This window comes from Fervidobacterium changbaicum (assembly GCF_004117075.1).
GTDB lineage: Bacteria > Thermotogota > Thermotogae > Thermotogales > Fervidobacteriaceae > Fervidobacterium > Fervidobacterium islandicum.
In genome coordinates, this window is record NZ_CP026721.1 from 557,131 (window position 1) to 582,516 (window position 25,386).

Below are 25,386 nucleotides of genomic sequence, written 5' to 3' on the forward strand. Positions count from 1 at the left end.
TTTTTTACGGCGTGCACCTTTTATTTTCTGCTAGTTAGTTCTTCTTGTAATCAAAATTTTAAGAAATTTGGAAAAAATAGGAGACTTGAAGGTATAAATGGCAGAAAGTCCGCATTTTTCGATTTCAGGAATAGAAATAGTGAAAATTTGGAGATTGTATAATCTGGTCAAAATATGATAGTATGTTATAACAAATTGTGCCGTACGAGTTATATGCCATATCATTTTTAAAGGGGTGAGAAGTATGAAAAGGTTTTATGCGATTCTGACACTGTTGGTACTGATGGTAACTATTTCACTTGGTGCAGAACTTTCCATGATAATTTCTGTCACAGGTCCATTCCAGAGGAACTTTAACCCGTATTTTGCAGGTGCTACCGGCTACGTTGCAGCAGGTTTCATTTACGAAACATTGATATATGCGAACACAAAAACAGGAGATTTTGTACCTTGGCTGGCATCAGAGTTTAAATGGGGTGCTGGCTACAAAGAAATTACTTTCAAATTGCGCAGAGGAGTCAAGTGGTCAGACGGAACATCTTTTACAGCAGATGACGTGATATTCACATTCGAAACGCTGAAAAAATTCCCTGCACTTGATGTTCCGGGAGTTTGGAAAGGTGGACTGGCTGAGGTTGTGAAAGTCGACGACTATACCGTGAAATTAAAACTCTCAACAGTAAACACACTCTATTTGTATAGCGTTGCGGGAGTTTACATACTTCCAAAGCACATTTGGAGCAAAGTTGAAGATCCGTCAAAGTTCACCAATGAAAATCCTGTTGGAACAGGAGCTTATCTACTCGATAACTTTTCCACACAGGTTATAACGTTGAAGAAGAACCCAAACTACTGGAATGCTGCAAACGTAAAAGTTGATTCGATAAGAATACCCGCGTTTAGCGGCAACGAAAGTGCACAGTTGGCGGTTGCAAACGGTGAAATCGACTGGGCTGGTATTAACTTCCCACAGATCGAGAAACTTGTTCAGCAGAGGAAAGAACTGAACTATTGGTTTGCAGAGGGTAATCCAGTGTTCTTGTTCTTTAATCTTGCAAAAGACCCATTCAAGGATGCGACCTTGAGGAAAGCATTTGCATATGCAATTAATACTGACATGTTGATCAAAATCGGAATGACCGGTTATGCTGCCCCAGTGAATCCGGTTGTTATTAAGTCTGGATACGAGTATCTGATAAGCGAAGATTTGAAGAATTTGTGGTGGAAGTATGACCCAAAGACTGCAGAGAAGCTTTTTGCTCAGGCCGGTTTCAAGAAAGGAAAAGATGGAATTCTTGCGAAGGGTAATATTAAGCTTAGTTACGAATTATTAGTTCCAGCAGGATGGACAGACTGGATCGCCGTCTGTGAGTTGCTATCACAACAAATGGCGAACTACGGAGTTGAGCTAAAAGTTACACCTATAGATTACGGTGAATATTTGCAAAGAATTCGGAACAAGAACTTCGACGTAGTTCTGAGCTGGTCAAATTACGGCGCTACTCCGTACAATTTCTACGATAACCATCTGAACTCTGCAAATGCATACGTTGGTAGTAACAGAGGCGGATGGATAGATAAGACAACCGACGAACTTTTGGCGAAGATAAAGGAAACAGCAGACATATCTGCAAGGAAGGTTATCATGTCAAGGTTACAAAGAATCCTTCTTGAAAACGTACCAGCTGTTCCTTTGTATTACAATCCAGTTTGGTTCATTTACTCGACGAAGAACTTTACAGGCTGGCCAAATGAAAAAAAGCCTTACGTAGAACCAAGAATTACCGGTATGGATAAAATTTATCTCATCATGAACTTGGAACCTGTTAAATAATAAAATGAGTTGATAATTTTTGAAATTCTAAAAGGAGTTTCATCAAATTAACAGCAACGCACGATAATTACTTCCTGCTGTTGACTCAGGGATTTTGTAAGAAACACGACAGTGCGTTGCTGTTTTTATAAAGAAATCTTGTCTTGAGGTAAGGAAGGTGAGAGGTTTGAAGTACGTTGCCAACAGATTGTTTTTCTTTGTTATAACTCTTTTCTTCGCTCTCACGATTAATTTTGTTCTTCCCAGGCTTATGCCAGGTGACCCTGCAGAAAGGATCCTTTCACGCTTTGGTCCAAACGTGGATGAAAAAGCTATAGAGGCAATGAGAATAGCCCTTGGTGTAGAAAAAGATAAAAATTTATTATCACAGTTCGTTGATTACTTAAAAAACACGATCACAGGGAACTTCGGTATATCTTATCTTCACTATCCCGTCCCGGTGTCACAGGTTCTGAGAAATTCGATTCCATGGACTCTAGGGCTAGTCGGAACTTCAACAATTTTGAGCTTCTTGCTTGGAACTTTTCTTGGTATATATGCAGGATGGAATAGAGATAAACTGAGTGGCTCTGCGTTACTGGTATTTTCACTTTCGTTAAGAGCAATTCCATACTTCTGGTTAGCGATGATAATATTGTACATTTTCGGCTATAAACTTGGATGGTTCCCGTTATCGAATGCTTACTCTACAACAGAGATTCTAACAGGTTTCAGTTTAGTCTTAAGTGTAATATACCACGCGATACTGCCTAGTATAACACTTATCGTTGCATCCCTTGGAAGCTGGATACTGACAATGAGAAACAACATGGTGTCTGTTCTTTCAGAAGATTTCATCACCCTAGCGGAAGCAAAAGGTTTGGACGAGAGATATATAATGGTGCACTACGCGGCAAGAAATGCAATATTGCCGAGTATTACTGCATTTGGTATATCACTCGGTTTCGTCGTCAGTGGAGCCCTATTAACAGAGATAGTGTATTCATATCCAGGTGTAGGTTATCAACTTTACAGAGCTGTCCTTAGCCAGGATTTCCCGTTAATACAGGCTATATTCTTCTTTATTTCTCTCTCTGTGCTTTTAGCGAACCTTATCATGGACTTTGTCTATGCCTTTTTGGATCCACGTGTTAGGGGGTAGTTACCGTGAAGTGGAAAATAGGGACTGCTATTATTCTCACGTTCATACTTATGGGAATCTTCGCACCTTTTCTTACAAAGTACGAGCCAAATAAAACGGTTGGAATGCCATACCAACCACCAACCCGGGAGCATCCGCTGGGAACTGACAGAATGGGGCGTGATATACTCTCTCAGGTCTTCTACGGTGCTCGCCTTTCTCTCACGATAGGCATTTCTACAGGTTTGATAATGACAACAATAGCAACTACCGTCGGTATGATAGCGGGTTATTACGGTGGTATTGTAGATAGAATCTTGTCAACTCTAACTGATATATTTCTTGTTATCCCAGGATTGCCGTTAATGATCGTAATAAGTTCGTACATGCGCGTGAGAGGACCTCTGATGGTGATTTTGGTCATAGCGTTCACAAGCTGGGGTTCTGGTGCAAGGATTATCAGGTCTCAAATGTTATCGCTCAAGAATAGGGAGTTCGCTCTTGCTTCGAAGGTTATCGGCGAGAATGATTTCTACACAATATTCGTTGAATTGCTTCCGAACATGCTTTCGCTCGTTGCCTCTATTTTTTTCAGTTCCGTTCTTTATGCGATAATCGGCGAAGCTTCTTTGTCTTTCTTGGGCCTCAGTGATGTGAGTAAAATTACGTGGGGGACGATGTTATATTGGGCGCAGAATGCAAATGCGTTGTTAAACGGCATGTGGTATTGGGTTCTTGCCCCTGGGCTTTGCATACTACTCCTTGGTACAGCGTTCGCACTTATCAGTTTTTCGATAGATGAAATCACAAATCCAAGGCTAAGGGCCAGATAAGGTGGAAAGAATAAAGAATTGAGTAGAGGTGATACTGTGTTTGAAATAAAAGAGCTCAACGCTGGATATGAGTTCAGGAATAGGTTCGTACACGCTGTTAGAAATGTCTCACTTACTGTCGAAGAAGGGGACTTCTATGGGATCGCAGGCGAGTCAGGTTGCGGAAAATCTACGTTAGTGCTGGCCGCACTGAAATTGCTAAAAAAACCTGGAAAAATACTGTCCGGTCAGGTTTTGCTGGATGGTGTAGACGTTCTGTCTTTACCGGACGAAACGTTAAGAAAAATACGATGGAAGAGGCTTTCACTGGTTACACAGAGTTCTATGAATTCGCTGAACCCTGTCAAAAGGATAAAAGACCAAATGGCGGATGTGCTAATTAGGAACCATGGTTTTTCGAAAAGTGATGCATATAACTTGGTAAAAGAGAAATTGCAGTTGGTTGGGATTACCGCTGACCGCATGGAAAGTTATCCGCACCAGTTGTCTGGTGGCATGAGGCAACGTGTAGTTATTGCCATGGCACTGCTCTTATCACCGAGCGTTGTTGTAATGGATGAGCCGACAACAGCTCTCGATGTTGTGGTGCAAAGGTCTATACTTCAGCAAATCGAAGAGCTTAGAAAAAAGGAAAATTTTTCAACAATTTTTATCACACATGATATATCTCTATTATTCGAGCTTGCGAGTAAGATATCAATCATGTACGCAGGAGAACTTGTCGAGATCGGCCTTGCCAGAGATGTTTACACAAGACCGATGCATCCCTACACAAAAGGGCTTATCGAAGCATTACCAAGCATTTCAAAAGATTTGGATTCCTACAAGAGCATACCTGGTCGACCTGTCGACCTAGCAATACCAATACAAGGATGCCCATTCAAGGAACGATGTCCTTACGCTTTCGAACGTTGTGCAGTTGAAAAACCGCAGATGAGATACATTGAACTCGACGGAAATGGCAGGTGGGTTTCGTGTCATCTGTACTGAAGGTAGAAAACCTAAAGAAAGAATTTTCAATTAGAAAGGGATTTAATATACTTACAGTAAAAGCACTTAGAGGTGTCGATCTGGACCTTAAAGAAAATGAGATAGTCTCAATAGTTGGGGAAAGTGGATGTGGCAAGACCACCCTACTAAGAGTTTTGGCAAGGATATATGAACCAACAGCTGGAAAGATTTTCCTATTTGGTAGAGAATTACCTAAAAAGCTTGGAAGGAAAGAGGAACTCGAATTCAGAAAGAACGTACAAATGGTTTTTCAAGATCCCTTTGCCTCTCTCAACCCCACAAAAACCATTGCACATATGTTGGAAAGGCCTCTGAAGATTCATAAGATACAAAATAAGCAGCAAGTTATCGAGGATGTACTCCACGAAGTTGAACTGACACCTGTTGAGAGCTATCTGGAAAAGTATCCACATGAACTTTCTGGGGGGCAAAGGCAACGCGTTGTGTTTGCGCGAGCTATTATAACTAAACCGAGAATAATCTTGGCAGACGAACCAACTTCTATGTTAGATGTCTCCATAAAGTCAGGTATTTTAAATCTGATGTTGAAACTTAGGAATGACTATAAGATAGCGTTCCTACATGTTACGCATGACCTAGCCGCAGCAAAATATGTATCCGATAGGATAATGGTTATGTACGCAGGTATCGTCGTTGAAGAAGGCAATGCAAAAGAAGTCGTGAATAACCCACTGCATCCTTACACAAAATTGTTGAAAGAGGCGGCACCCGACCCTGAAAAAGTTTCGGCCACTAATTTTATCGATGCAGGTGAACCTCCGAGTTTGATAAATCCCCCGCCTGGATGTCCTTTCGCGCCACGATGTAAGTTCGCCAGACCTGAATGTAGCAAAGAGGTAGATTTTGTGGAAGTTGAAGGAAGAAAAGTTAGGTGTGTGCTTTATAGATAGTTAATGAGGTTCTTCCGCAAAGAACTTCACGTTGAGTGCCAGCTCAACGTGAAGTTTTTTATCAACAACCTCGGTATTGAAATCTTCGAGCTTTTGCTGAAAAGTGTTTTTGAAATACTCATTCTTGAACATTCCACCGAAGAGGTATATATCCTTAATGTTCTCTTTCTTAGCAAGTTGACGTACTTTTAACGTAAAACGGTTTACCTGGGACTCGATAACGTGTTTTGTAAGATCAGTCAACGGTATCGAAGATGCAAACGATGCGATTTTCGATTTGAAGTCCTTTCTCAGTTGTAGATTCGTCAATTCATATGGTGACGAAAAACCGTAGAAAAACTTTAGGCTATCAAAAACAGGGTCGTAGTCGTGTATACCGTCGATATAATCACAGTATCGTTCTATTATTTCCAAGACAATTCTAAAAGCTCCCGCTTCGTCTCCGAATAGATGGCCCCATCCACCTACACGTGTTCCTTTATTCGAAATAGCAATGCTGCCTGTGCCGCAAACGACAATTATCCCCGGCTTTTCTCTCAACAACAAAAGTCTAAGTGCTTCTATATCGGATAATACAATAACACGCACTTTGAAAAGGGCTTTCACAAGATTTTCGAAATTTTTCTTTCTCTTCTCATTGCCCGCCCCTGATACCGAGCATATAACTGTGCTTATATCATTCTGCGTTTCAAAAAAATGATTAATTCGATTTTTTATTTCATTCAAAACAATCAACTGTTGCTTAATTGTAGTTGCAGTTAAGTTAAGACCATATTCAACAATGGATTCGTAAACAATTTTGTTGTTTTGACTTTCCAGTAAACAAAACTTTGTGGTCGTTCCCCCACCGTCTATTGACAAGACCAGCTTTGACATTACTATCAAACCTCTTTTTCTTCATTTCCGGATAACTCTGAATTTGTATTCGTCTCCTCTGTATACTGACAGAACATATTCAACACATTTGCCTGTCTCGGTGTACGTGTATCTTTTTCTCAGTATCGCACACTCACCATGTTTGATGTTCAAAAGTTGTGCTTCCTCTTTTGAAACCTTAGTAACTTCAAGGATCTCTTCTGCGTAAGAAAGCATGATTGAAAGTTCGTCTTGCAAAAAGTGGTAAAGCGAAGAAGTTTCCATGTCTTTGTGGAGAATATTGAGTATCCTGAGATCTACAGAAGGGTTTAGATACGCCGATTCTATCGCTATAGGTTTACCATCGATGTACCTGACACGTTTTAACAGAACTACCAAGGTTCCGGCTGGTAAACCGAACTGCTCTTGAGCTTCCAGAGGAACACTCACGAGCTTGTTTTCCAAAACTTTCGAGCTTACTTTCTTTCCTTTCATCTCGTCCGTGAAACCCGTCAGCCTGGTCAATTCTTCTTCACTCTCTACTCTCTTGATAAAAGTACCACTGCCTTTGGAACGAACAATCAAACCTTCGCGTCTGAGCTGTTCTAACGCATTCCTTACCGTGATTCTACTTGCCTTGAACTCTTTGCACAACTCCATTTCAGGAGGTAGTTTTCCATCTTTATAATACCCGTTAAGAATCCTTGTTCTTAACTCAGAATAAATCTTGTAATACAAAGGAAGCGCAGGATTGTTTATCAAGATCTCTCCTCCTTTTTAATATTTTGAGCTTCTTCTACTTGGCTTGTGCTTATGTGTCTCATCACATGTGTAATACTACCGTAGTTTTCCAAAAGAACTTCACATTCTTTTTTGGATTTTCCAGTTAATATCATTAAGATAGCTACTTTCGTATTATTATCGGCAATTTTCAGATGTTCAGAAGCAGTTCTGTAATCCACACCCGTTACTTTCATAATTATTCGGATCGCCCTTTCTTTCAGCTTTTCATTGAGAACAAGAACGTCAACCATCTGATTTTTGTAAACTTTCCCAAGCTTAACCATCGTTGTCGTACTAATCATATTCAAAACCATCTTCTGCGATGTTCCAGCCTTCATCCTTGTACTGCCGGCTATTACCTCTGGGCCTGTTTTAATTGAAATCACGATGTCCGCATACTCCGCTAAGGCTGGTTTTGAAACGTTGCAAATTAAAACCGTTCTGGCGCCATGTTCTCTTGCAACATCGAGCACACCTCCGACGTAAGGTGTTCTTCCACTTGCTGTAATACCTATGACTACATCTCTACTCGATATAGTAACTTTTCGAGCATCCTCCCTACCAAGTTCGAAGTTGTCCTCAACAGCTTCGACTGATCTTTTCAAAGCTTCCTCGCCTCCAGCAATTAATGGAACAAATACATCAGGTGGCATTCCGAAGGTGGGAACCACTTCAACTGCGTCGAGGTAGCCTATCCGACCGCTTGTTCCCGCACCCGCGTATATTACTCTTCCCTTATCCTTTATCGCTTCAACGCAAAAGTCGACGACTTTCGCAATTTTATCAAGAACCTCCGAAACAGCCAATGCAACCTTCCTGTCCTCATCGTTTATTATCCTCAATATGCTGAGTGTGTCAAGTTGGTCTATGTTTTCTGTCAAAGGATTTGGTTTCTCTGTTTCCAGTTCTTCAAAGGATGACTTTTTTGAAAAATTTATCATAAAAGCACCTCTCTTTCTTTAAAAGGTAGAATTCCTGTAGCTTTTACTTTACCAGTTAAAACTTTCAGAAGAGCTTCTTGCTGTACCACAAGGTTTCCGTACGTAGCTATCGAATTTCTAACAAGCAGTGCATCGTAAGGATTTCTCAGAGCAACCAAAAGAACGTTGGCATATTTCTCCAGTTCCATAATAAAGTGTTTTAGAACGTCGCTTCGATAGGCATCGTAAGTGAATAACAAAATATGTTTTCCTTTCATCTCCTCTAAACTTGGCAAATTTTTCTCAGAGAACCACGAATACCTTACAGTGAAGTGTTTTGCCAGTTCCAGAACAATCTTCGGTACATTGTCATCCGGATTATCGCTGACAGGCGAGAACGGTGGGTTGACCATTGTAAGTATAGCATCTACCTCATTCAAAGGAATCTCCAAATTCTCTTGTCGAACGAATGTAACCGACCTTTCTGCAACTGTTTTCATTAAACTTTGATGTTCCTCGCAATTTACAATCTCAATTGATGGACGGTTTATATTCTGGACAGACTCTATAACTCTTATAACCTTTTCAAGTGTTTTAGATAACTTTGTCCTTAATGTCTGGTCACGATTTACAATTTCTTTGAAACCTTTAAACGCACGCAGCTGTAACTCTGGTTCATGGCAGATGGCCAACACATCGTTTCCAGCATCAAATGCCAACTTTACCCTATCTTCAACAGAGAATTTGCTCACACCACCCATCAACAAATCGTCAGACACTATAAGGCCCTGAAAGTTTAGCACCTTTCTGGCAATTCCTTCTACAACCTCTTTTGACAACGATGCAGGAAGTGCGTCACTTTGGATCGAACGTACGTAAACGTGCGACGGCATTAGTGCATCAGCGTTTAATTTTTTAAAAGGTAATAAGTCGAAACTGAAAAGTTCATCGTACGACTTGTCGAGAACTGGTAAATCGTAATGAGGGTCGACAGAAACACTACCAAGCCCTGGAAAATGTTTTAAGCAGGTCACGACATCTGCATTTCTTGAACCTTCTAAGAATGCTGAGGCAAAAGCTATTACAGTACTGGCATCGTCCCCGAAAGACCTCGTACCTATCACAGGATTGAACGGATCGGTGTTGATATCGACAACCGGTGCCAAGTTGAAATCGATACCTACCGCCTTTAATTCTAAGGACATTGCATTTACTGCACGCTCAACTAATTGAAGATCACCGGTTGCAGCACAAGCCATAGCACTTGGCAACGTTGAAAAACCGTCCTTGAGTCTGAGAACACTACCACCTTCCTGGTCTACGGCAAAAACAGGACGGTAACCGAGAAAATTTGAAATATCCTCCGTTAATTTCTTTACTTGCTCCGGCGTTGAGATATTTCTTGAAAAAAGAATAACAAATCCAGGTCTAATTTCATTCAGGACCTTTTCTATTTCTTTGGTTAGCTCTTTTCCGTATATTCCTATCATAAAAACCTTGCCTGCGTCTGCTTCCAACATAGTTTTCCACCCACTACTCGCGAGATTAATTTGTTCTTTTCCTCATACTAATCTTCGTTTTTGTAGAGGAGCACATCAGATATGAATTCAAAATAGTCATTCAAATTAAAATTCAGTAACTGATCCTTGCTTTCCATAAAATTCTCGACACCAGCAAGCATGTCTATCCTCTTATTGTTCACCTCAAATTCTTCGTAGCCTTGCAAGTATTCAAGAATAGCAACTGCTACTTCGAAAAAATTATCTTCCGGACTGGGAACAAATTCCAAACCGTTACAAACTTGATACGCATACTCTCGGAACTGCGGAATGAATTGCCTTTTTCTAAAGAGCATATTCGGAAACTTACCCTTAAGATAAGTGTACATTTCATCTTCGTCCAACCAAGGAGCACCGATGAATTCAAAAGGTTTAGTTGTACCCCTACCAACACTGAGGTTGGTAGCCTCAAAAAGACACAACCCAGCATAACAAATAAGTGAAGAAAAAGTTGGTAAGTTTGGGGACGGAACATTCCAAAAAGTATCAATTTTTGAAAAGTCTTCTCCGCTCCAGCCGACACATTTGATAATATCGATTTCCACGTCAAGTCCAAAGAACTTTTTATAGTACAGTGCCAATTCACCTGTTGAAAGACCATATCTAACTGGCAGCTCATAAGCGCCTACAATAGAATTAAGTGTTTGTGGAATCCTTGGACCGAAAAACCTCCTGCCAAGCGGATTAAATCTATCGAGCACTACTAATTTCTTTCTACACTTTGCACACTCCTTAACAACCTCAGCCAGCGCATAGATGAAAGTGTAGTATCGTAAACCTACGTCTTGAATGTCGTAAATAACCACATCTACATCGTGTAACAAATCACAGTCCAAGGTGAACCTGGAACCGTAAATACTTGTGACCGGGATCCTGTAGCGAGGATGTATGAAATCCTCTATCTTTTGCCCATCAGCATTTAAGAACAATCCGTGCTCTGGAGTAAAAATTCTAACAACTTTTATTGCAGAGCGCATCAGTATGTCAAGCAAATGTTCCCCTTTTTGATTTACTGATGAGTAGTTAATTACGAGCGCTATATTGGATGCTTTGAGTTTTTCAATGTCTAATACATCGATACCGTTTAAAACTCTTTTCTTCATGACATCACCCATTCGAAAGGACTTATTTAAGAAGCTATATAAATGATATAACAAAGAAGCATATGTACAATATGTTGTTTTTATGATATTACAGCAAATATTGGCGAATAATATTCCTTAAGTGATCTATTCTACAGCTTTCTCATTTTTTCTGATTTTGCAAAAAACAAACAAAGTTCTATAATTTTGGTGGACACTTCCAAGGGGGTGAGTAGAGTATGAGAAAGTTGCTTGTATGGTTTTTGGTAGTTCTATCGGTTGTATTACTTGCCACAGAATTCTTCACCGAAGACAAGATGCTATGCAGTTCCTCACAACCAAAGACCGGAGGAACACTTAGATTGGCTTTAGCTTCAACACCAGAGTCCTTCCTTCTGTATGGTTCGCTGGATAGCTCAGCGTACACTGTTATAATGGGACCTCTTATGTCGCCACTTGTCGAGTACCACCCAATAACAAACGAGATTAGACCCGGGCTTGCCAAGTCTTGGACAGTCTCCAGTGATGGTAAGCAGGTTTGGTTCTACTTAAGGGATGCGTTATGGTCTGACGGAAAACCAATCACAGCAGACGATGTCATATTCACCATGCAGTATTTTGTGATGAACAAATATGCGCGTGGTAACTCAGTTGACAGATTTACGATCCCCGACGAAAAAGGTGTAAACAAGCCAATCACATGGACAAAGATAAACAACAAGGTTGTCAGAGCTGAACTCCCATCACCATACGGTGCGTTTTTAACAGTTTTGACAGCTGTTTACATCTATCCAAAGCATAAACTCGAACCTCTGATTGATAAGAACGATTTAGCTTCTGTGAACAAACTCTGGCTAACTAACGTTTCGCCGTCTGAAATCGTTGTAAACGGTCCTTACAAGTTGTCGCAGGTAATTGTGGACCAAAAAATTGTTTTGGAAAGGAATCCGTATTTCTGGAAGAAGGATCCATATGGTAACCAGCTACCGTACTTCGACAAGCTCGAGTACTTAATCATTAAAGACCCAGAAATTAGGCTTGCTAAGTTTATAGCCGGCGAAATTGACTACATGGCCATATCTGCCGCAGACTACCCAAGACTCAAGCAAATTGAGGTTGCAGGGAATGCTCCTTATGTGACATTCGCTTCTAAACCAGTCGGTTCTACACCAAGCCCTGTACATATCTCGTTCAATTTTGACACAGCAAACCCCAAACTGAGAGAGATATTTAGGAAGCTTGAATTCAGAGAGGCTATGGAATATGCTCTGAACAGGAACAGAATAATTGAGGAAGTTTACAACGGGCTTGCTATTCCAGGCGGTGGTCTCATGCTGCCAACTAACAAGGCGTTCTACAACCCAAAAGTGGAACAGCTCATGAGACCGTTTGATTTGAAAAAAGCAGCCAGCATTCTTGACTCACTTGGACTTGTCGACAAGAACAAAGATGGCCTTAGAGACTTTCCAGATGGCACAACTTTCGAATTCACAATTTTGGTGCAGAATCAACCAAAGGATTATCAACAAATCGCGTACATATTTAGCGAAGAACTGAAGAAAATAGGTGTGAAAACAAATCTCCAGATACTTGATTCCTCGGTCGTTGGGCAGATGTTTGGAGCTGGTAACTTTGAATGCGGTATCAGGGCTTTCGGAAATCAACCAGATCCGCAGTTAAGAAAGGCTATATGGCAACCTGGCCAGCAACTGTACTACTGGCACTATTCTACAATGAACAGAAACACAAATCCTCCATCACCTGTTTTCTCGGAGATGTTTGATTGGGAGAAGCGGATTTGGGAAATCTTTGAAAAAGCCCAGATAGAAATGAATCCGAAGAAGCGAAAGGCGCTCTACGATGAATGGCAGGAATTATACTACAAATACTTGCCGGTCATATTCGTCGCGAGACAGATGAACTTCTTTGGTGCTCATAAATCTCTTGGAAACGTTGTTCAGTCACCCGAAGGACTACCTACTTTCACTGTCTGGACAACCTTCAGAAAATGATTACTCCTTGACAAAAATCATCACAAGCGAGTGGGAGCTTTGCTCCCCTCGCTTTTTAAAATTCCACACGGGGGGAACAAGATGGAGAACCTGGTTAGCTTTATCGTACGAAGGATATTGATAATGATACCAATGATGGTTATAGTGTCGATAATATGTTTCACGATCACCGAGCTCCAACCTGGAGATTTCCTTTCACAGTATCTCGATAACCCAAGAATTTCACCTGAACAGATCGAAGCTTTAAAGCGTGAACTCGGGCTTGATAAACCAGCGTATTACAGGTACTTTTTGTGGGTCAGGAACATCGTTACAAAGCTCGATTTTGGTTATAGTTTTTCCTATCAGCGACCTGTCTTTGAGTTAATTTGGGAGAGAATGGGTTGGACTGTAGGAATATCGCTAATGACCATTCTTCTTCAATGGCTTATCGCTATACCCCTTGGTATCTTTTCAGCATTTCGTCCTTACAGCTTCTGGGATTACACATTCGCTGTCATAGCCTTCATAGGTATATCAATACCGGAATTCTTTTTAGCCTTGATTTTGATGTACTTCGCTTTAAATGCAGGATATACGTACATAGGGGGCCTATTTTCTCCTGAATTTATCGGAGCACCCTGGTCGCTTGCCAAATTTATAGACTTGTTAAAGCATCTTTGGATACCGCTGATAGTGATAGGTGTGAGTGGTGTAGGTGGGTTATACCGCATCATGAGAGCGAACTTGCTGGACACCATCGGTTCACCTTTCATAACAGCACTAAGGGCAAGAGGTTTGGACGAAGCTGTGATAAAAAGACACGCAGTTAAGAACGCACTTAATCCATTGGTAAGTATTGCGGGTATGGAGCTGCCAAATGTTTTTAGTGGCACTATCATAGCCTCAATCGTCTTAAACCTTCCAACAATAGGTCCATTTTTTTACAACGCGCTTTTGAATCACGACCAATACTTGGTTATGTCGTTTCTGATGTTTATAGCGTTCATAACACAGATAGGCAATTTGTTGGCTGATATAGCTTTGGCGCTCCTGGATCCAAGAATAAGGATAGCGTAAGGGGTGGAAGTAATGATTTCGAAGAGGATCATAAGACAATTTAAAAAACATAGACTTGGCGTCTTTGGTTTTTGGGTGGTGGTGATACTTTATGTGGTAATGATATTCAGCGATTTCATAGCACCATATAGCTACCAAACAACACACTCGAAATTTTCCTACGCTCCTCCCTCAAAGATACATTTTTATCACGAAGGCAAGTTTGTAGGTCCATTCGTTTATGGAGTAAAAAAAGAACGCGATCCTGTGACGTTCCTCCTGAAATTTGAGGAAGACAAGACTCAGATGTATAGGATTAAACTCTTTGTAAGAGGGGAAGAATACAGCTTTTTTGGTATAAAAAGCAACATACATCTCTTTGGTTTGGAAGCAGATCCCCAGGAAGCGATGCTCCTTCTCTTTGGCGCAGACAGATTCGGACGTGACCTTTTTTCCCGCACACTTATAGGTTCGAAGGTTTCTCTCACTGCGTGTTTACTTGGAACTTTTATCAGTTTGGTTATCGGTGCAATAATTGGTGCAATTTCTGGGTACTACGGCGGATGGGTCGATATTATCATACAAAGGATAATTGAGGTATTACGGTCCTTCCCACGAATTCCACTGTGGCTCGCACTTTCTGTTATATTGCCACCAAATTGGCCTAGTACATGGGTTTATTTCGGAATAATAATCGTTTTGTCGTTTATAGGATGGATGGGTGTCGCGAGAGTAGTTCGCGGGATGACACTTAGTTTAAAAGAAAAGGAGTTCGTAGTAGCTGCAAAGGTATGCGGTGTTAAAGACTTTAAGATTATAACAAAGCACATAATACCTAACTTATCCAGTTATTTGATAGTTGTCGCAACCCTGTCAATTCCAGGAATGATACTTGGTGAAAGTACCATAAGCTTCCTCGGGCTTGGAATTAAAGAACCAATGACGAGCTGGGGTCTTCTTTTAAAGGATGCACAATCACTGTCAGAAATAGCGATTCACCCCTGGTTAATCATTCCAGGAGCTTTCATAATGATTTCCGTACTCGCATTCAACTTCATGGGTGACGGTTTAAGGGATGCTATTGATCCCTACAGAACCGTCGAAAAGGTGTAAGAGGTGTTCAGCATGGAGACTATCAACCAAAAAGCGGAAATGCTGGAAAATGTGCTTGAAGTTGAAAACTTAAAAGTTCATTTTCGAACCCCTGAGGGTATTGTGAGAGCGGTCAATGGAATATCTTTCACGCTCAAAAAGCAAGAAACGCTGGCCCTAGTTGGAGAATCTGGTTGTGGGAAAAGCGTTACCGCTCAGGCGATAATGGGTTTACTAAAATCTCCGCCTGCGATAATTTCCGGAGAAATCAAATTTAGATCTAAACCAATCACCGAGACGATGTTAATCAGCAGTATACGGGGTAAAAATATAACAATGGTTTTCCAAGAACCTATGTCGTCTTTCGATCCTCTTTACACGATTGGATATCAAATCGCTGAAGTAGTCGAAAAACATCTTGGTATAAAGAAGAAGGACTCAAAAGAGCTTATTATTTCAATGCTGAGGAGGGTACATATCCCTGATGCAGAACGTCGTTACAATGAATATCCTCATCAAATGAGCGGAGGAATGCTTCAAAGAATAATGATAGCCTTGGCGCTTATAACAAACCCGGAGATCCTAATTGCAGACGAGCCAACCACAGCTTTAGATGTAACCATACAGGCGCAGGTACTAAAACTGATGAACGAATTGAAACAAGAGATGAAAATGTCCACGATATTTATTACGCACGACCTTGGAATTGTTGCGGAGATCGCAGACCGAGTGATTGTCATGTATGCTGGTAGGGTTGTGGAGCGAGGAAGCGTCTACGACATATTTGAATCTCCGTTACATCCTTACACAAAAGGGTTGCTTGAGTCAAAAATCAAATCTGCCATAAGAGGTAGGGAATTACCTTACATCCCCGGATTTGTTCCGTCTTCAACGCAGATACCCGAAGGTTGTCCATTCCACCCAAGATGCAAATATGCAATGGATATTTGCAGAAAACAAGAACCTGGTACTTTCGAGCTGGGTTCTCATGTTGTTAATTGTCATCTTTATGCTGAAGAAAACAGAGCTTAAAGCTTGCAGAGCTTCGCGAGGTGAAAACAAATGAATTTTGATAGTCCTCAAAACAAAATAATTGATTTGGTGAATCTCAAGAAGTATTTCCCAATAAGAGCGGGCGTTTTTTTACAAATAAAGGGTTGGGTAAAAGCTCTTGAAAATGTTTCTCTGTCAATTCAAAAAGATAAAGTGATTGGAGTTGTGGGTGAATCAGGGTGTGGTAAGACAACTTTAGCAAAGCTGATCGTTAAAATCCATGAACCTACTGAGGGGAAGATTCTGTTCTTCAAAGACGAAAAAGAATATGATGTTACACGCAAACTTGGAGATGTGAGTTCCGCTTTCAGAAGAGACATTCAGATGATATACCAAAATCCGTTTGATTCACTTGATCCGAGAATGAGCATATATGAAGTCATCGCAGAACCACTGCGAGCACATCGCATTTTTGAAAACAGGAAAGAAGAGCAAGAGTACGTAAAAGAACTTATGCAAAAAGTAGGTTTAAACCCGGATATGTTGAGTCGATATCCTCACGAATTCTCAGGCGGTCAAAGACAGAGAATAGCCATCGCACGTGCTATTGCTTTAAAACCAAGACTTATAGTTTGCGATGAACCGACCTCCGCGCTGGATGTATCGGTTCAAAACCAGATAATCAATTTACTTGCCAGCCTGAGGTCCGAGTATCATATGAGCTACCTGTTCATCTCACATAACTTAGACGTTGTAAGATATTTGAGTGATCGGATTTACATTATGTACCTTGGGAATGTGGTTGAAGAGGGAAACTCAGACGAAGTATTTTCAAGACCTCTTCATCCCTACACCATCTCTTTGATGCAAGCTATTCCAGACTGGAATCCAAAAGCTCGGAAATTTCATAAATTGACACTCGAGGGAGAGCCACCAAGTCCAATAAATCCACCTTCCGGTTGTCCGTTCCATCCACGTTGTCCATACGCTCAAGACGTATGCAAAAAAGAAAAACCTCAACTAACAGGAGTCGAACACAAAGTGGCTTGTCATTTTCCACAAGGATAGAACTTGAAAACAGTTATAGTCAGAAGGAGTGTTAGAAATGAGTAAAACGAATTTTTGGAAGAGGGTTGACGAGATTATATACTCAGGTATTGACGAGAAAGTGTTTCCAGGTGCAGTTCTGTTAGTAGGAGATCTTAACGGTGTCATTTACGAAAAGGCTTACGGCACGTTAGATGAAGAAACTCCAGTGGAACTTTCAACCTTGTACGATTTGGCAAGCATTACAAAAGTCATAGCAACGACGACCGCTGTCATGAAACTTCTCGAAGAAGGTCGCCTTACATTAAGCGATAGTGTGGGACTTTTTCTCGATGTGCCTGAGGAAAAGGAAAAGGTCACGATATTTGAATTACTAACGCACACTTCAGGTATTCAGCCTTACAGTGACCTGTGGAGAATATTAAGAGGAGAGCAATTAAAGAATGAAGTGATACGCATACAGCCAACTTGTCGCGGTAAGATGCAGTACTCATGCTTGAACTTTATTACATTGATGGCCATCGTTGAACAGATAACCAGTCAAAGTTTTGATACCTATGTACTAAGTTTGCTCAACCTACCGAATACTTTGTTCAGACCTCGGGAAGTAGAGAGATGTGCCCCCACAAGTGTGAGAGACGGAAAAAGGTTAAGGGGCGAACCCGACGATGAGTTGGCTTATTACATAGGCGGTGTTAGTGGAAATGCTGGTTTATTTTCAACCGCAAGGGACATACACACATACGTTCTTCGACTCCTCAAAGGTGAGTATGTTACAAAAAACGTTTTAAAACTTTTCACTGAAACACTTGTCCAAGATCCATCCGATCCGAATACCAAAAGACACTTGGGATGGATGGCCCCAGTTAAAGGAGGAAGCTCAGGGGATTTTGGCAACGAGCGAATGTTTGGGCATACTGGCTTCACAGGTACCAGCCTCTGGATAACTCCAGAAGGTCTTCATGTAATCTTGTTAACAAACAAATGTTTTTACGATCGCTGGGACCAGCGTATACAAAGAATAAGGATGCTTGTACATAACGTTATCTTTGCAAATTTGTTGTGAGATTGCTGGGGGTGAATGGTTGGAAAAATTGGTCAAATTGTGGGATTGGAGTAAATTCTTGCAAGATTTAGAAAAACCAGAACACACAATTTTGGGTCTGATGTCCGGAACATCTGCTGATGGACTGGATATCGCCAACGTTACTTTTAAGTACGAGGATAATAACTTAACGTTTCAAATCAAGAAGGCGGTCACCGTTTCGTACGAAAAAGAATTTCAAAAGAGAATTTTGGAATCATACGACAAAAGATTGGCGGATGTTGAGTACGTTACCCGCATCAATTTTGAGTTGGCTAGACTTCATGCACGTATGGTGAAAGACTTAAATTTGAACTTTGATTTTATCGCATACCACGGTCAGACTGTGTACCACTTACCTTCGGAAGGTGCGACTCTTCAGTTAGGCGAAGCCGACGTGCTTGCCGTAGAGCTGGGTAAACCTGTGGTATTTGATTTTAGAAAGAAAGACGTGGCACTTGGTGGCCAAGGTGCGCCCATAAGCGCTTATTTCGATTCTTTGTTTTTAATAAGAGACGAACAGACTGCGGTCCTCAACGTTGGTGGGATTTCTAACATAACAACGCTTAACAGTGATGGAAACCTAATAGCTTTCGATACCGGACCGGGGAATTGTCTGGTGGACTTGGTCTGTCAAAAATATTTTAATGTGAAGTACGATGTGAACGGTGAAATATCAGGTCAAGGTAACCTTGACGAGAATTTACTCAAAATCTTTATGGAACAAGACAGAGTTTACGCGGAAAAGAAGCCCCCGAAAACAACGGGTCGTGAAGTTTACAACGACGAATTCTTAAATAACGCACTTGCCAAAGCAGGGAAAATTGATTACTTGGACTTACTAAGAACACTTGTAAGGTTTACCGCACAAAGCATCGAAAAAAACATTAGATTACATGCACTTCAAGTAAAAAGATTGGTTGTTGTTGGAGGAGGTGCTTACAATAGGACGCTAACAAATGATTTAAGAGACTTAGGTTTCGAAATCATCGTTCCAGATGAAACGCTGATCAACTTTAGAGAAGCAATCGCTATTGCACTACTTGGCGAACTCTTCTTGAGGGGACTTGCACACTATAGTACGGTCACCGGAGCTATCAAACCTTCGGTTCTTGGTAAGTTAGCACTTCCAGTTTAAATTTGAAACTTCGGAGGGATTTAAGCATGTCGAGTTTCAAGACTTACGATGAAATAACGAAAGTAGGCAAGCTCTTTGAAATCGTCGATGAGTTAACACCCCCACAGTTTGAAAGTGGAAAAAGATACATATTCATAGGCTGTGGTAGTTCGTATAACGCCGGACTAATAGTATCGGAAGTTATGACCAGGTACGGTTTCACTGCAAAAGCCATAACAGCCGGTGAGGTATTGATCAAAGAAATGGTCGAAGAGTTAGTTAGTAATTTTGACCATGCCATTTTGATTTCCCGAACAGGTTTTACAACCGAGACAGTAAAGGTTGCTAAAATGCTGAAGGGAAGGATTCGAACGCTTGGAGTCACATGCGATAAGAACACGCCGTTAGCTGCTGCTTGTGACTCAACGTACGAACTGGATTTCGCTCATGAAGAATCCGTAATCATGACCGCAAGTTTTTCGGCAATACTTAGGCTCTTTTTGAACGCTATTAAGCAAATTGACGTCAACCCTGAAGAATATCTTAAGAAATTCGATGAAAAGACCTCCGAGCAGATAGTTTCTAACAAGAGCCATTTTGTGTTCTTGGGTTATCGAGAACGTTACTATATGGCCAGAGAGAGTGCTTTGAAGGTCCAAGAGCTATCGCTTGATCACACCGAATTTCACGAAACACTCGAGTATCGTCACGGTCCGATCGCACTACTTTCCGAAAAATCCCACGTTGTGATTTTCTCCGAATTCCGAAATCCAAGTCCACTTGAAGAAGATTTAGCTAATGACATCATCAACCGTGGGGCGAGTGCTGAAATTATAACCTCATGCACGGACGAATCGCTTTTTGAAGTACAGGTTCTAAATTTATACAGCCAAATTCTAGGATACAAACGGGCCATACACAAAGGTCTGAACCCTGACAAACCTCACGGACTCACAAAGTTTGTCTCACTTGAAGACTTATGAATAAATCAAAAATTCGATGAAAAGGAGTGAACATATGATAATTGAAAACGTGCTGATAGTAGATCCGTTGGACGGTGAATACGTAGGCAGTGTGGAGTTTGAAGACGTAATTTTAGACGTTAAGAAATCAAATAAATCAACTTATGATAATATCCTCATGCCAGCGTTTGTTGATCCACATATACATGGGATAAAAGGTATCGACACGATGACGGCTTCACAAGAAGATTTCAAAAAGTTCAAAGAATTCGAAGCTCTGGAAGGAGTTTGGTATTTTCAACCAACAACAGTTACATGCCCTTTAACCAAATTGAGTGAAATTAACCTTCCTTCGGACTTGAAACTGCACATAGAAGGCCCGTTCATAGCCAGTAAAAGAAAAGGCGCACACAACGAAGCGTATATTCAACCGCCACCAAGGGATGTTCATGAACTTGAAAGATATCTTCCTTTATCCTACATTGGAATGATAACCGTTGCTCCGGAATACGACACCTTTATGGAATTTGCCAGAAGCTGTGAAGTGAAAGGCATCAGAATATCGTTGGGGCATTCCGATGCGACTTTTGAGCAGGTCAAATCGGCGTTTGAGAATGGTTTCAAAAGGATCACACACTTTCCAAATGCACTCAGCCCGCTACATCACAGAGAACTCGGTGTGACAGGTGCAGGATTGTTGTTGGATTTCACACTAGAGATTATAGCAGACGGCATTCATTGTTCACCAGATTTTGTGAGATTGGTTTACAAAATCAAAGGTGCACAGCGAATAATACTTGTAACAGATAGCATAAGTGCAGCCGGACTAAAAGATGGCAGTTACATGCTTGGAGACCTGCATGTAAGAGTTGAGAACGGTATAGCTAAACTCCACGACGGAACGTTGGCTGGAAGCACTTTGAGATTTTCTCAGGCTATAAAGAACTTTGTGAAGTTCACGGATTGTTCGCTAAAAGAATTAGCCATGGTCAGTTCATACAACGCCTGCAAAGACCTGAATTTGAACGGTGGCAGGATAAAAAAAGGACACCCCGCAAAGCTAATCCTACTTGATAAAGATTTGAACATCAAGAAGGTCTGGAATTTCTGAGTGGTGTGAGTTATAATTTATTGTAGACTTGGTAAATAAATTGGAAAAACAGCAAACGGGGGGAATTTCGATGCCAGCAGGATGTCCATCTTTGGAAAAGAACCTCAAAAATTGTACCTGCACGTACCTTTCGTGTAATAAACGAGGAAAGTGCTGCGAATGTGTAGCATACCACAGAAGCCTCGGAGAAATCCCGGGTTGCTTTTTCACCAAAGAAGGAGAGCGCACTTGGGATAGGTCTATAGAAAACTTCATCAGGGATAGGGGAAGAAAATAATGGAGAAAACTCAAAAGAAGTTGCACGAAAGAGTTATCGAAAACGTTGAGAAAGTTATCAAGGGCAAAAGTGAGCAGATAAAAATCGTGCTCGCTGCCATGTATGCGGGCGGTCACGTTCTGTTGGAAGACGTTCCCGGTGTTGGTAAAACCATACTTGCCCGGTCACTTGCAATATCTCTTGGCCTTAACTTTAAGCGCGTACAATTCACACCAGATTTACTTCCCACAGATTTGACAGGTTTGTCAATTTACGACAGGAAGACGGAAACGTTTGTTTTTAGAGAAGGCCCTGTATTTACCGATATTCTTTTAGCTGATGAAATCAACCGTGCTACACCAAGAACGCAATCGGCACTATTAGAGGCTATGGCGGAAAGGCAGGTCACGGTGGATGGTGTAACACATAAATTGTCAAACAACTTCTTCGTAATAGCGACACAAAATCCAATAGAATACGAAGGAACTTTTCCGCTTCCGGAAGCCCAGCTAGATAGATTTACAATAAGAATAAGTCTTGGGTATCCTGACAAAGAAAGCGAGATGGAAATCCTTGAATCTCAAAAAGTGAGGCATCCCATTGATGAATTGAAAGCGGTTGGAACATCAGAAGAATTTTCGAACGAGAAACTTAGAGTTAGAGAAGTCAAGATAAGTCAAGAAGTCAAGGAATACATCGTAAATATCGTCGATGCAACAAGGCGTCATGAATCGCTTAAGTATGGTTCGAGTCCGAGAGGAAGCCTTGCATTAATGCATGTCAGCATGGCGTGGGCGTATATCAACGGAAGGGACTTCGTGCTTCCAGATGATGTGAAGAAAGTAGCCCCATATGTTTTGATTCATAGAATTATTCAAAACACGGAATCGAAGATTCTAAGAGAGTCAAAAGAAGACATTCTAAACGACATTCTTGAAAAAGTACCGGTTGTTGTGGAAAAATAAATCATTTGTCTTGCTTTGAAAGTATTCGTTGAAACAACTTATCTGCGTGTTCAACAAGCTTGATGAAGTCCGACTTTATGTTCTCTATATCTTTTTGCGTTACTTCTATCTTAAACGCATACTCCACATCGACGTACTTGACAGTTAAATCCCTGAGTTCTGGAATATCAAACTTATCCAAAAGTTCATAAGGCGTTAAATGGTCGAGACCTTTGAAGAGATTTTGCCTAACAAAATGGTACGCATGGTGCACAAACTCGGCCCCAGAAAGAGTGAGAATTTCGTCGTACGAAAGATGGGTTTGATAGACTATTGGTTGATTTACAAGCGTGTTCTCGGTTTGCTCTTCCTCGGTAGTTTTTTGAATTAGGAAATCGTAGTACAGCTTTCCAAGAAGTAATACGGCAAAAAGACCTGAAACAGTTGCCAAAATCTGGAAAATGAAAAGAGCGTCATCAAAATTGGTTTTAGGTGCGGTTGCTGATGTTCTTGCCTCTTCTGGAATAACTACACTCGTTGCATACCCTTGCTGGTAAGACGAATTACCAGCCATAGATTCAGATTTCAATGTGCCTTGTGACTTTAGATTGCCGATGATATCAAAAATCGTGGGGGCAAGCACAAACATGAAAAAGAGCAAAACAACCACAGTAACCCAAAAACTGGAAATTATCGACCCTCTTTGGTCTTTCGGAGCCTTCATTGTGATAGTTAAAACATAGAGCAAACCTATCGTTATAGCTACCATCGACAAAGTTTCTAACAACTTGAATAATCTCTCTCTTGTTAAATTTTCTATTTTCTCAACGAAACTGGAGTTGTTGCTCTCAACAGTTTCAGATGCTTGATTGGAAAGATTCTTACTACCGTTAACTGGAACTCTTATGGTGTACTCTTCTTTTTGCTGGACAGAATTCTCAGATACAGCACTTTCTCTTGATTGCACTACCTTGACTATGTCAAATCTCACATCAGGGAGTGGTAGTAAAAGGAATACAGCGAATATAACTATAATGAGACTCACCTTTTTCGCACGCAATTTGTCCTCGAAAATGTTCTTGAATTGCGGAAGGTCTGCAAAATTAAGTAGCACGAAGGAAATGACGAAGATGAAAGACAGATAATGGTTAAAAAATGCCAGCGCTGAAAAATAAAGTGCTGTTGTTAACCATCTGTTTTGAATCCGCTCTTTAATGCTTAAAGCCAAAAGAACTATCACGAATAGATATTTTATGGAATCTGTTTTAAAAAAAGAAAGTGCGTACAGTGCTGAAAGAGCAAGAAAAATTCGAGAGATTATTTTAGATTTCAATAGAGCGTAAATAGCAAGCAACATGGTGAGGACCCAAAAATGCAAGTCCCTAAACAGTTCAGCACTTGGCATAGTTAACGAAAAGACTATCGAGGCCAAAATTAATATATTTCTTAGTGTTTCATTCATCTTCTTGTACTTTCCCATCATTTCACCTCAGTTAAGTTCTGAACTAAATCTGTGCACTGTCCGTGAGTTTCAACAAGCCTTCCATAAAGCTCGTATTTTCATGCCACACTTGAACGATAACATTTTCTTCCCGCAAGACCTTCGCGTACTGGTACAATTCCCTTATTTCAATCGGAACGTCAAAATACGACTTGAACTTCTTACTCGTTGCCTCTCTGTATCCATATGGCATAATCAAAACGATAACTCTTCCGCACCTTGTCCTTAATCTCAGCAGGCGGTCAACCTCAGACTTTGTTAAGAACATACCTATTAACAAGACCGTATCCGTTGGTTGAACAACATCTATGATGTGCTCTAAGAGTTCAGAAGTGTACTGTTCATTTTCGAGTGTTCCTTCGACTTCCGCCAAGTAATCGAAGTAAAGTACGTAATCTGCAAATGAAAGGTCGTACGTCCCCTTTGCATGAGATATCAGCAAATTTGTTTTTTCGTGCCTGTCAGAGAAGTACTTAAGTAGTCCTGCAGTCGCTTTTATTGCTTCTTCTTGGTACTTTTTGTGTATGAACTCCCAAGCCGCTTTTGAATATATGCCAGCAGGGAGGTTTAAATCAAGAAGAATGTAATTCCTTGTTGTTCCTACGTATTCGTACTCTTTAACCATCAATTCTCCCATCTTAGCACTTTGCTTCCAGTGGATCCTATTTAGTGGCTCACGTTCGTACTCTCGCACATTTCTGATATATGATATATCCTCAACAAGCTTGTGTTTGCTCTTCACAACAGGGAGCATTTCCAAAATCCTTTCCACCTCAGCTTCAGCGTGTTCAAGTCTTGGAAAGACCTTAACTTTGAAAGGTGTCGGTTCTGTGATTAGAATTTGGAACAAACCTGTGAAACTTTCAATTTTTATCGTGTAATACCCTAAGTCTTTCGTTCCACGTGTTCCAAAAAACGTATCGAATGGGAGAGAAACAGACTCTCCGGGATTGATAACTAAACGTGTCGGAGCTTTCTTAACAACCGCCGGTGGAACAACCTCTATGGTCAGTGCCTTTTTACTTTCAGAAGAGATTGTTATCACTATGTCAAATCGTTCATTGATAAACACACGCGTTCTCCCAGCAACGTCGGTCTTCAGCGCTTTGGAATGGAATTTCAGGGCCAAGTAGTCGAAAATCACCCAACCTGATAAGATATCGAGTAGCCACACGTACTTGTTGTAAACAAAAGCACTCAGAATAACTGAAAGAATGATTATAACATAAAACGCCGGACTCACCTTTGACCATGTTCTTCGATTTTCCTTCTTTTCCGTGCTTTTCATATTCTCCGCAACCTCGCATCAAGTTATTGTTTG

General features: G+C 40.9%; 23 protein-coding genes. 16 read left to right on the forward strand and 7 right to left on the reverse strand.

Annotation, left to right across the window (positions count from 1 at the left end; all coding sequences use genetic code 11):
- Positions 1–244: 244 nt before the first annotated feature.
- The 5 genes from CBS1_RS02540 to CBS1_RS02560 all read left to right on the forward strand — a co-directional run bounded on the left by CBS1_RS02540 (position 245) and on the right by CBS1_RS02560 (position 5,709).
- Entirely contained in the window at positions 245–1,834 is a 1,590-nt protein-coding gene (locus CBS1_RS02540) for an ABC transporter substrate-binding protein (RefSeq protein ID WP_090221860.1), read from the forward strand.
- A 157-nt stretch (positions 1,835–1,991) separates the two neighbouring features.
- On the forward strand, positions 1,992–2,975 hold the full coding sequence (locus tag CBS1_RS02545; protein ID WP_241685550.1) for an ABC transporter permease: 984 nt from the start codon (positions 1,992–1,994) through the stop codon (positions 2,973–2,975).
- A gap of 5 nt (positions 2,976–2,980) precedes the next feature.
- Positions 2,981–3,787: an ABC transporter permease gene (locus CBS1_RS02550; RefSeq protein ID WP_241685551.1), complete on the forward strand. Its 807-nt coding sequence runs from the start codon at positions 2,981–2,983 to the stop codon at positions 3,785–3,787.
- A 36-nt stretch (positions 3,788–3,823) separates the two neighbouring features.
- Positions 3,824–4,777 carry an ABC transporter ATP-binding protein gene (locus CBS1_RS02555; protein WP_052107152.1) on the forward strand — a complete coding sequence of 318 codons (954 nt, stop codon included), beginning with the start codon at positions 3,824–3,826 and terminating at the stop codon, positions 4,775–4,777.
- Positions 4,762–5,709, forward strand: coding sequence for an ABC transporter ATP-binding protein (locus CBS1_RS02560; protein ID WP_064012184.1), 948 nt, complete (start codon positions 4,762–4,764; stop codon positions 5,707–5,709). Before CBS1_RS02555 ends, CBS1_RS02560 begins: the two co-directional genes overlap by 16 nt.
- Here the strand turns inward: CBS1_RS02560 and CBS1_RS02565 are convergent, their stop codons facing one another.
- Genes CBS1_RS02565 through CBS1_RS02585 form a run of 5 tightly spaced genes read right to left on the reverse strand, consistent with a single transcriptional unit; the run spans position 5,710 to position 10,929 of the window.
- Positions 5,710–6,585: a BadF/BadG/BcrA/BcrD ATPase family protein gene (locus tag CBS1_RS02565; RefSeq protein ID WP_090221858.1), complete on the reverse strand. Its 876-nt coding sequence runs from the start codon at positions 6,583–6,585 to the stop codon at positions 5,710–5,712.
- Positions 6,586–6,606: 21 nt separating this feature from the next.
- Positions 6,607–7,326, reverse strand: coding sequence for a GntR family transcriptional regulator (locus CBS1_RS02570; protein WP_231882341.1), 720 nt, complete (start codon positions 7,324–7,326; stop codon positions 6,607–6,609).
- Entirely contained in the window at positions 7,323–8,288 is a 966-nt protein-coding gene (murQ, locus tag CBS1_RS02575; protein ID WP_090221856.1) for an N-acetylmuramic acid 6-phosphate etherase, read from the reverse strand. The genes CBS1_RS02570 and murQ overlap by 4 nt, the downstream gene beginning before the upstream one ends.
- Positions 8,285–9,787: a beta-N-acetylhexosaminidase gene (nagZ, locus tag CBS1_RS02580; protein ID WP_090221854.1), complete on the reverse strand. Its 1,503-nt coding sequence runs from the start codon at positions 9,785–9,787 to the stop codon at positions 8,285–8,287. Before nagZ ends, murQ begins: the two co-directional genes overlap by 4 nt.
- 47 nt (positions 9,788–9,834) lie before the next feature.
- Entirely contained in the window at positions 9,835–10,929 is a 1,095-nt protein-coding gene (locus CBS1_RS02585) for an exo-beta-N-acetylmuramidase NamZ family protein (RefSeq protein WP_164969237.1), read from the reverse strand.
- 218 nt (positions 10,930–11,147) lie between these two features.
- On the opposite strand from CBS1_RS02585, the gene CBS1_RS02590 reads away from it, so the two are divergent.
- The 11 genes from CBS1_RS02590 to CBS1_RS02640 all read left to right on the forward strand — a co-directional run bounded on the left by CBS1_RS02590 (position 11,148) and on the right by CBS1_RS02640 (position 22,585).
- Positions 11,148–12,920 (forward strand): ABC transporter substrate-binding protein, encoded by a 1,773-nt coding sequence (locus tag CBS1_RS02590; RefSeq protein WP_033191757.1) that lies wholly within the window; start codon positions 11,148–11,150, stop codon positions 12,918–12,920.
- Positions 12,921–13,001: 81 nt separating this feature from the next.
- A complete protein-coding gene (locus tag CBS1_RS02595) occupies positions 13,002–13,979 on the forward strand; it encodes an ABC transporter permease (RefSeq protein ID WP_231882343.1) in 978 nt (325 codons plus the stop codon).
- 12 nt (positions 13,980–13,991) lie between these two features.
- Entirely contained in the window at positions 13,992–15,071 is a 1,080-nt protein-coding gene (locus CBS1_RS02600) for an ABC transporter permease (RefSeq protein WP_033191758.1), read from the forward strand.
- A 12-nt stretch (positions 15,072–15,083) separates the two neighbouring features.
- Positions 15,084–16,082, forward strand: coding sequence for an ABC transporter ATP-binding protein (locus CBS1_RS02605; RefSeq protein ID WP_241685552.1), 999 nt, complete (start codon positions 15,084–15,086; stop codon positions 16,080–16,082).
- Positions 16,083–16,112: 30 nt separating this feature from the next.
- Positions 16,113–17,111 (forward strand): ABC transporter ATP-binding protein, encoded by a 999-nt coding sequence (locus CBS1_RS02610; protein ID WP_090221850.1) that lies wholly within the window; start codon positions 16,113–16,115, stop codon positions 17,109–17,111.
- Between the two features lie 37 nt (positions 17,112–17,148).
- Entirely contained in the window at positions 17,149–18,156 is a 1,008-nt protein-coding gene (locus tag CBS1_RS02615) for a serine hydrolase domain-containing protein (protein WP_064012192.1), read from the forward strand.
- Between the two features lie 19 nt (positions 18,157–18,175).
- Complete coding sequence (locus CBS1_RS02620) at positions 18,176–19,312, forward strand: anhydro-N-acetylmuramic acid kinase (RefSeq protein WP_231882349.1); 1,137 nt, start codon at positions 18,176–18,178, stop codon at positions 19,310–19,312.
- 26 nt (positions 19,313–19,338) lie between these two features.
- Positions 19,339–20,274 carry an SIS domain-containing protein gene (locus CBS1_RS02625; protein ID WP_090221849.1) on the forward strand — a complete coding sequence of 312 codons (936 nt, stop codon included), beginning with the start codon at positions 19,339–19,341 and terminating at the stop codon, positions 20,272–20,274.
- 34 nt (positions 20,275–20,308) lie between these two features.
- Positions 20,309–21,364, forward strand: coding sequence for an N-acetylglucosamine-6-phosphate deacetylase (gene nagA / locus CBS1_RS02630; RefSeq protein ID WP_090221847.1), 1,056 nt, complete (start codon positions 20,309–20,311; stop codon positions 21,362–21,364).
- Between the two features lie 70 nt (positions 21,365–21,434).
- The gene (locus CBS1_RS10610; protein ID WP_090221846.1) at positions 21,435–21,641 is read left to right on the forward strand and encodes a DUF6485 family protein; all 207 of its coding nucleotides are present in this window, start codon (positions 21,435–21,437) and stop codon (positions 21,639–21,641) included.
- Positions 21,641–22,585: an AAA family ATPase gene (locus CBS1_RS02640; RefSeq protein WP_090221844.1), complete on the forward strand. Its 945-nt coding sequence runs from the start codon at positions 21,641–21,643 to the stop codon at positions 22,583–22,585. Before CBS1_RS10610 ends, CBS1_RS02640 begins: the two co-directional genes overlap by 1 nt.
- Position 22,586: 1 nt before the next feature.
- Here CBS1_RS02640 and CBS1_RS02645 read toward each other — a convergent pair whose 3' ends face one another.
- Both CBS1_RS02645 and CBS1_RS02650 read right to left on the reverse strand, forming a co-directional pair.
- Positions 22,587–24,044, reverse strand: a complete 1,458-nt coding sequence (locus CBS1_RS02645; protein WP_090221842.1) for a hypothetical protein — start codon at positions 24,042–24,044, stop codon at positions 22,587–22,589.
- Between the two features lie 25 nt (positions 24,045–24,069).
- Entirely contained in the window at positions 24,070–25,353 is a 1,284-nt protein-coding gene (locus tag CBS1_RS02650) for a DUF58 domain-containing protein (RefSeq protein ID WP_090221840.1), read from the reverse strand.
- Between the last annotated feature and the right edge of the window lie 33 nt (positions 25,354–25,386).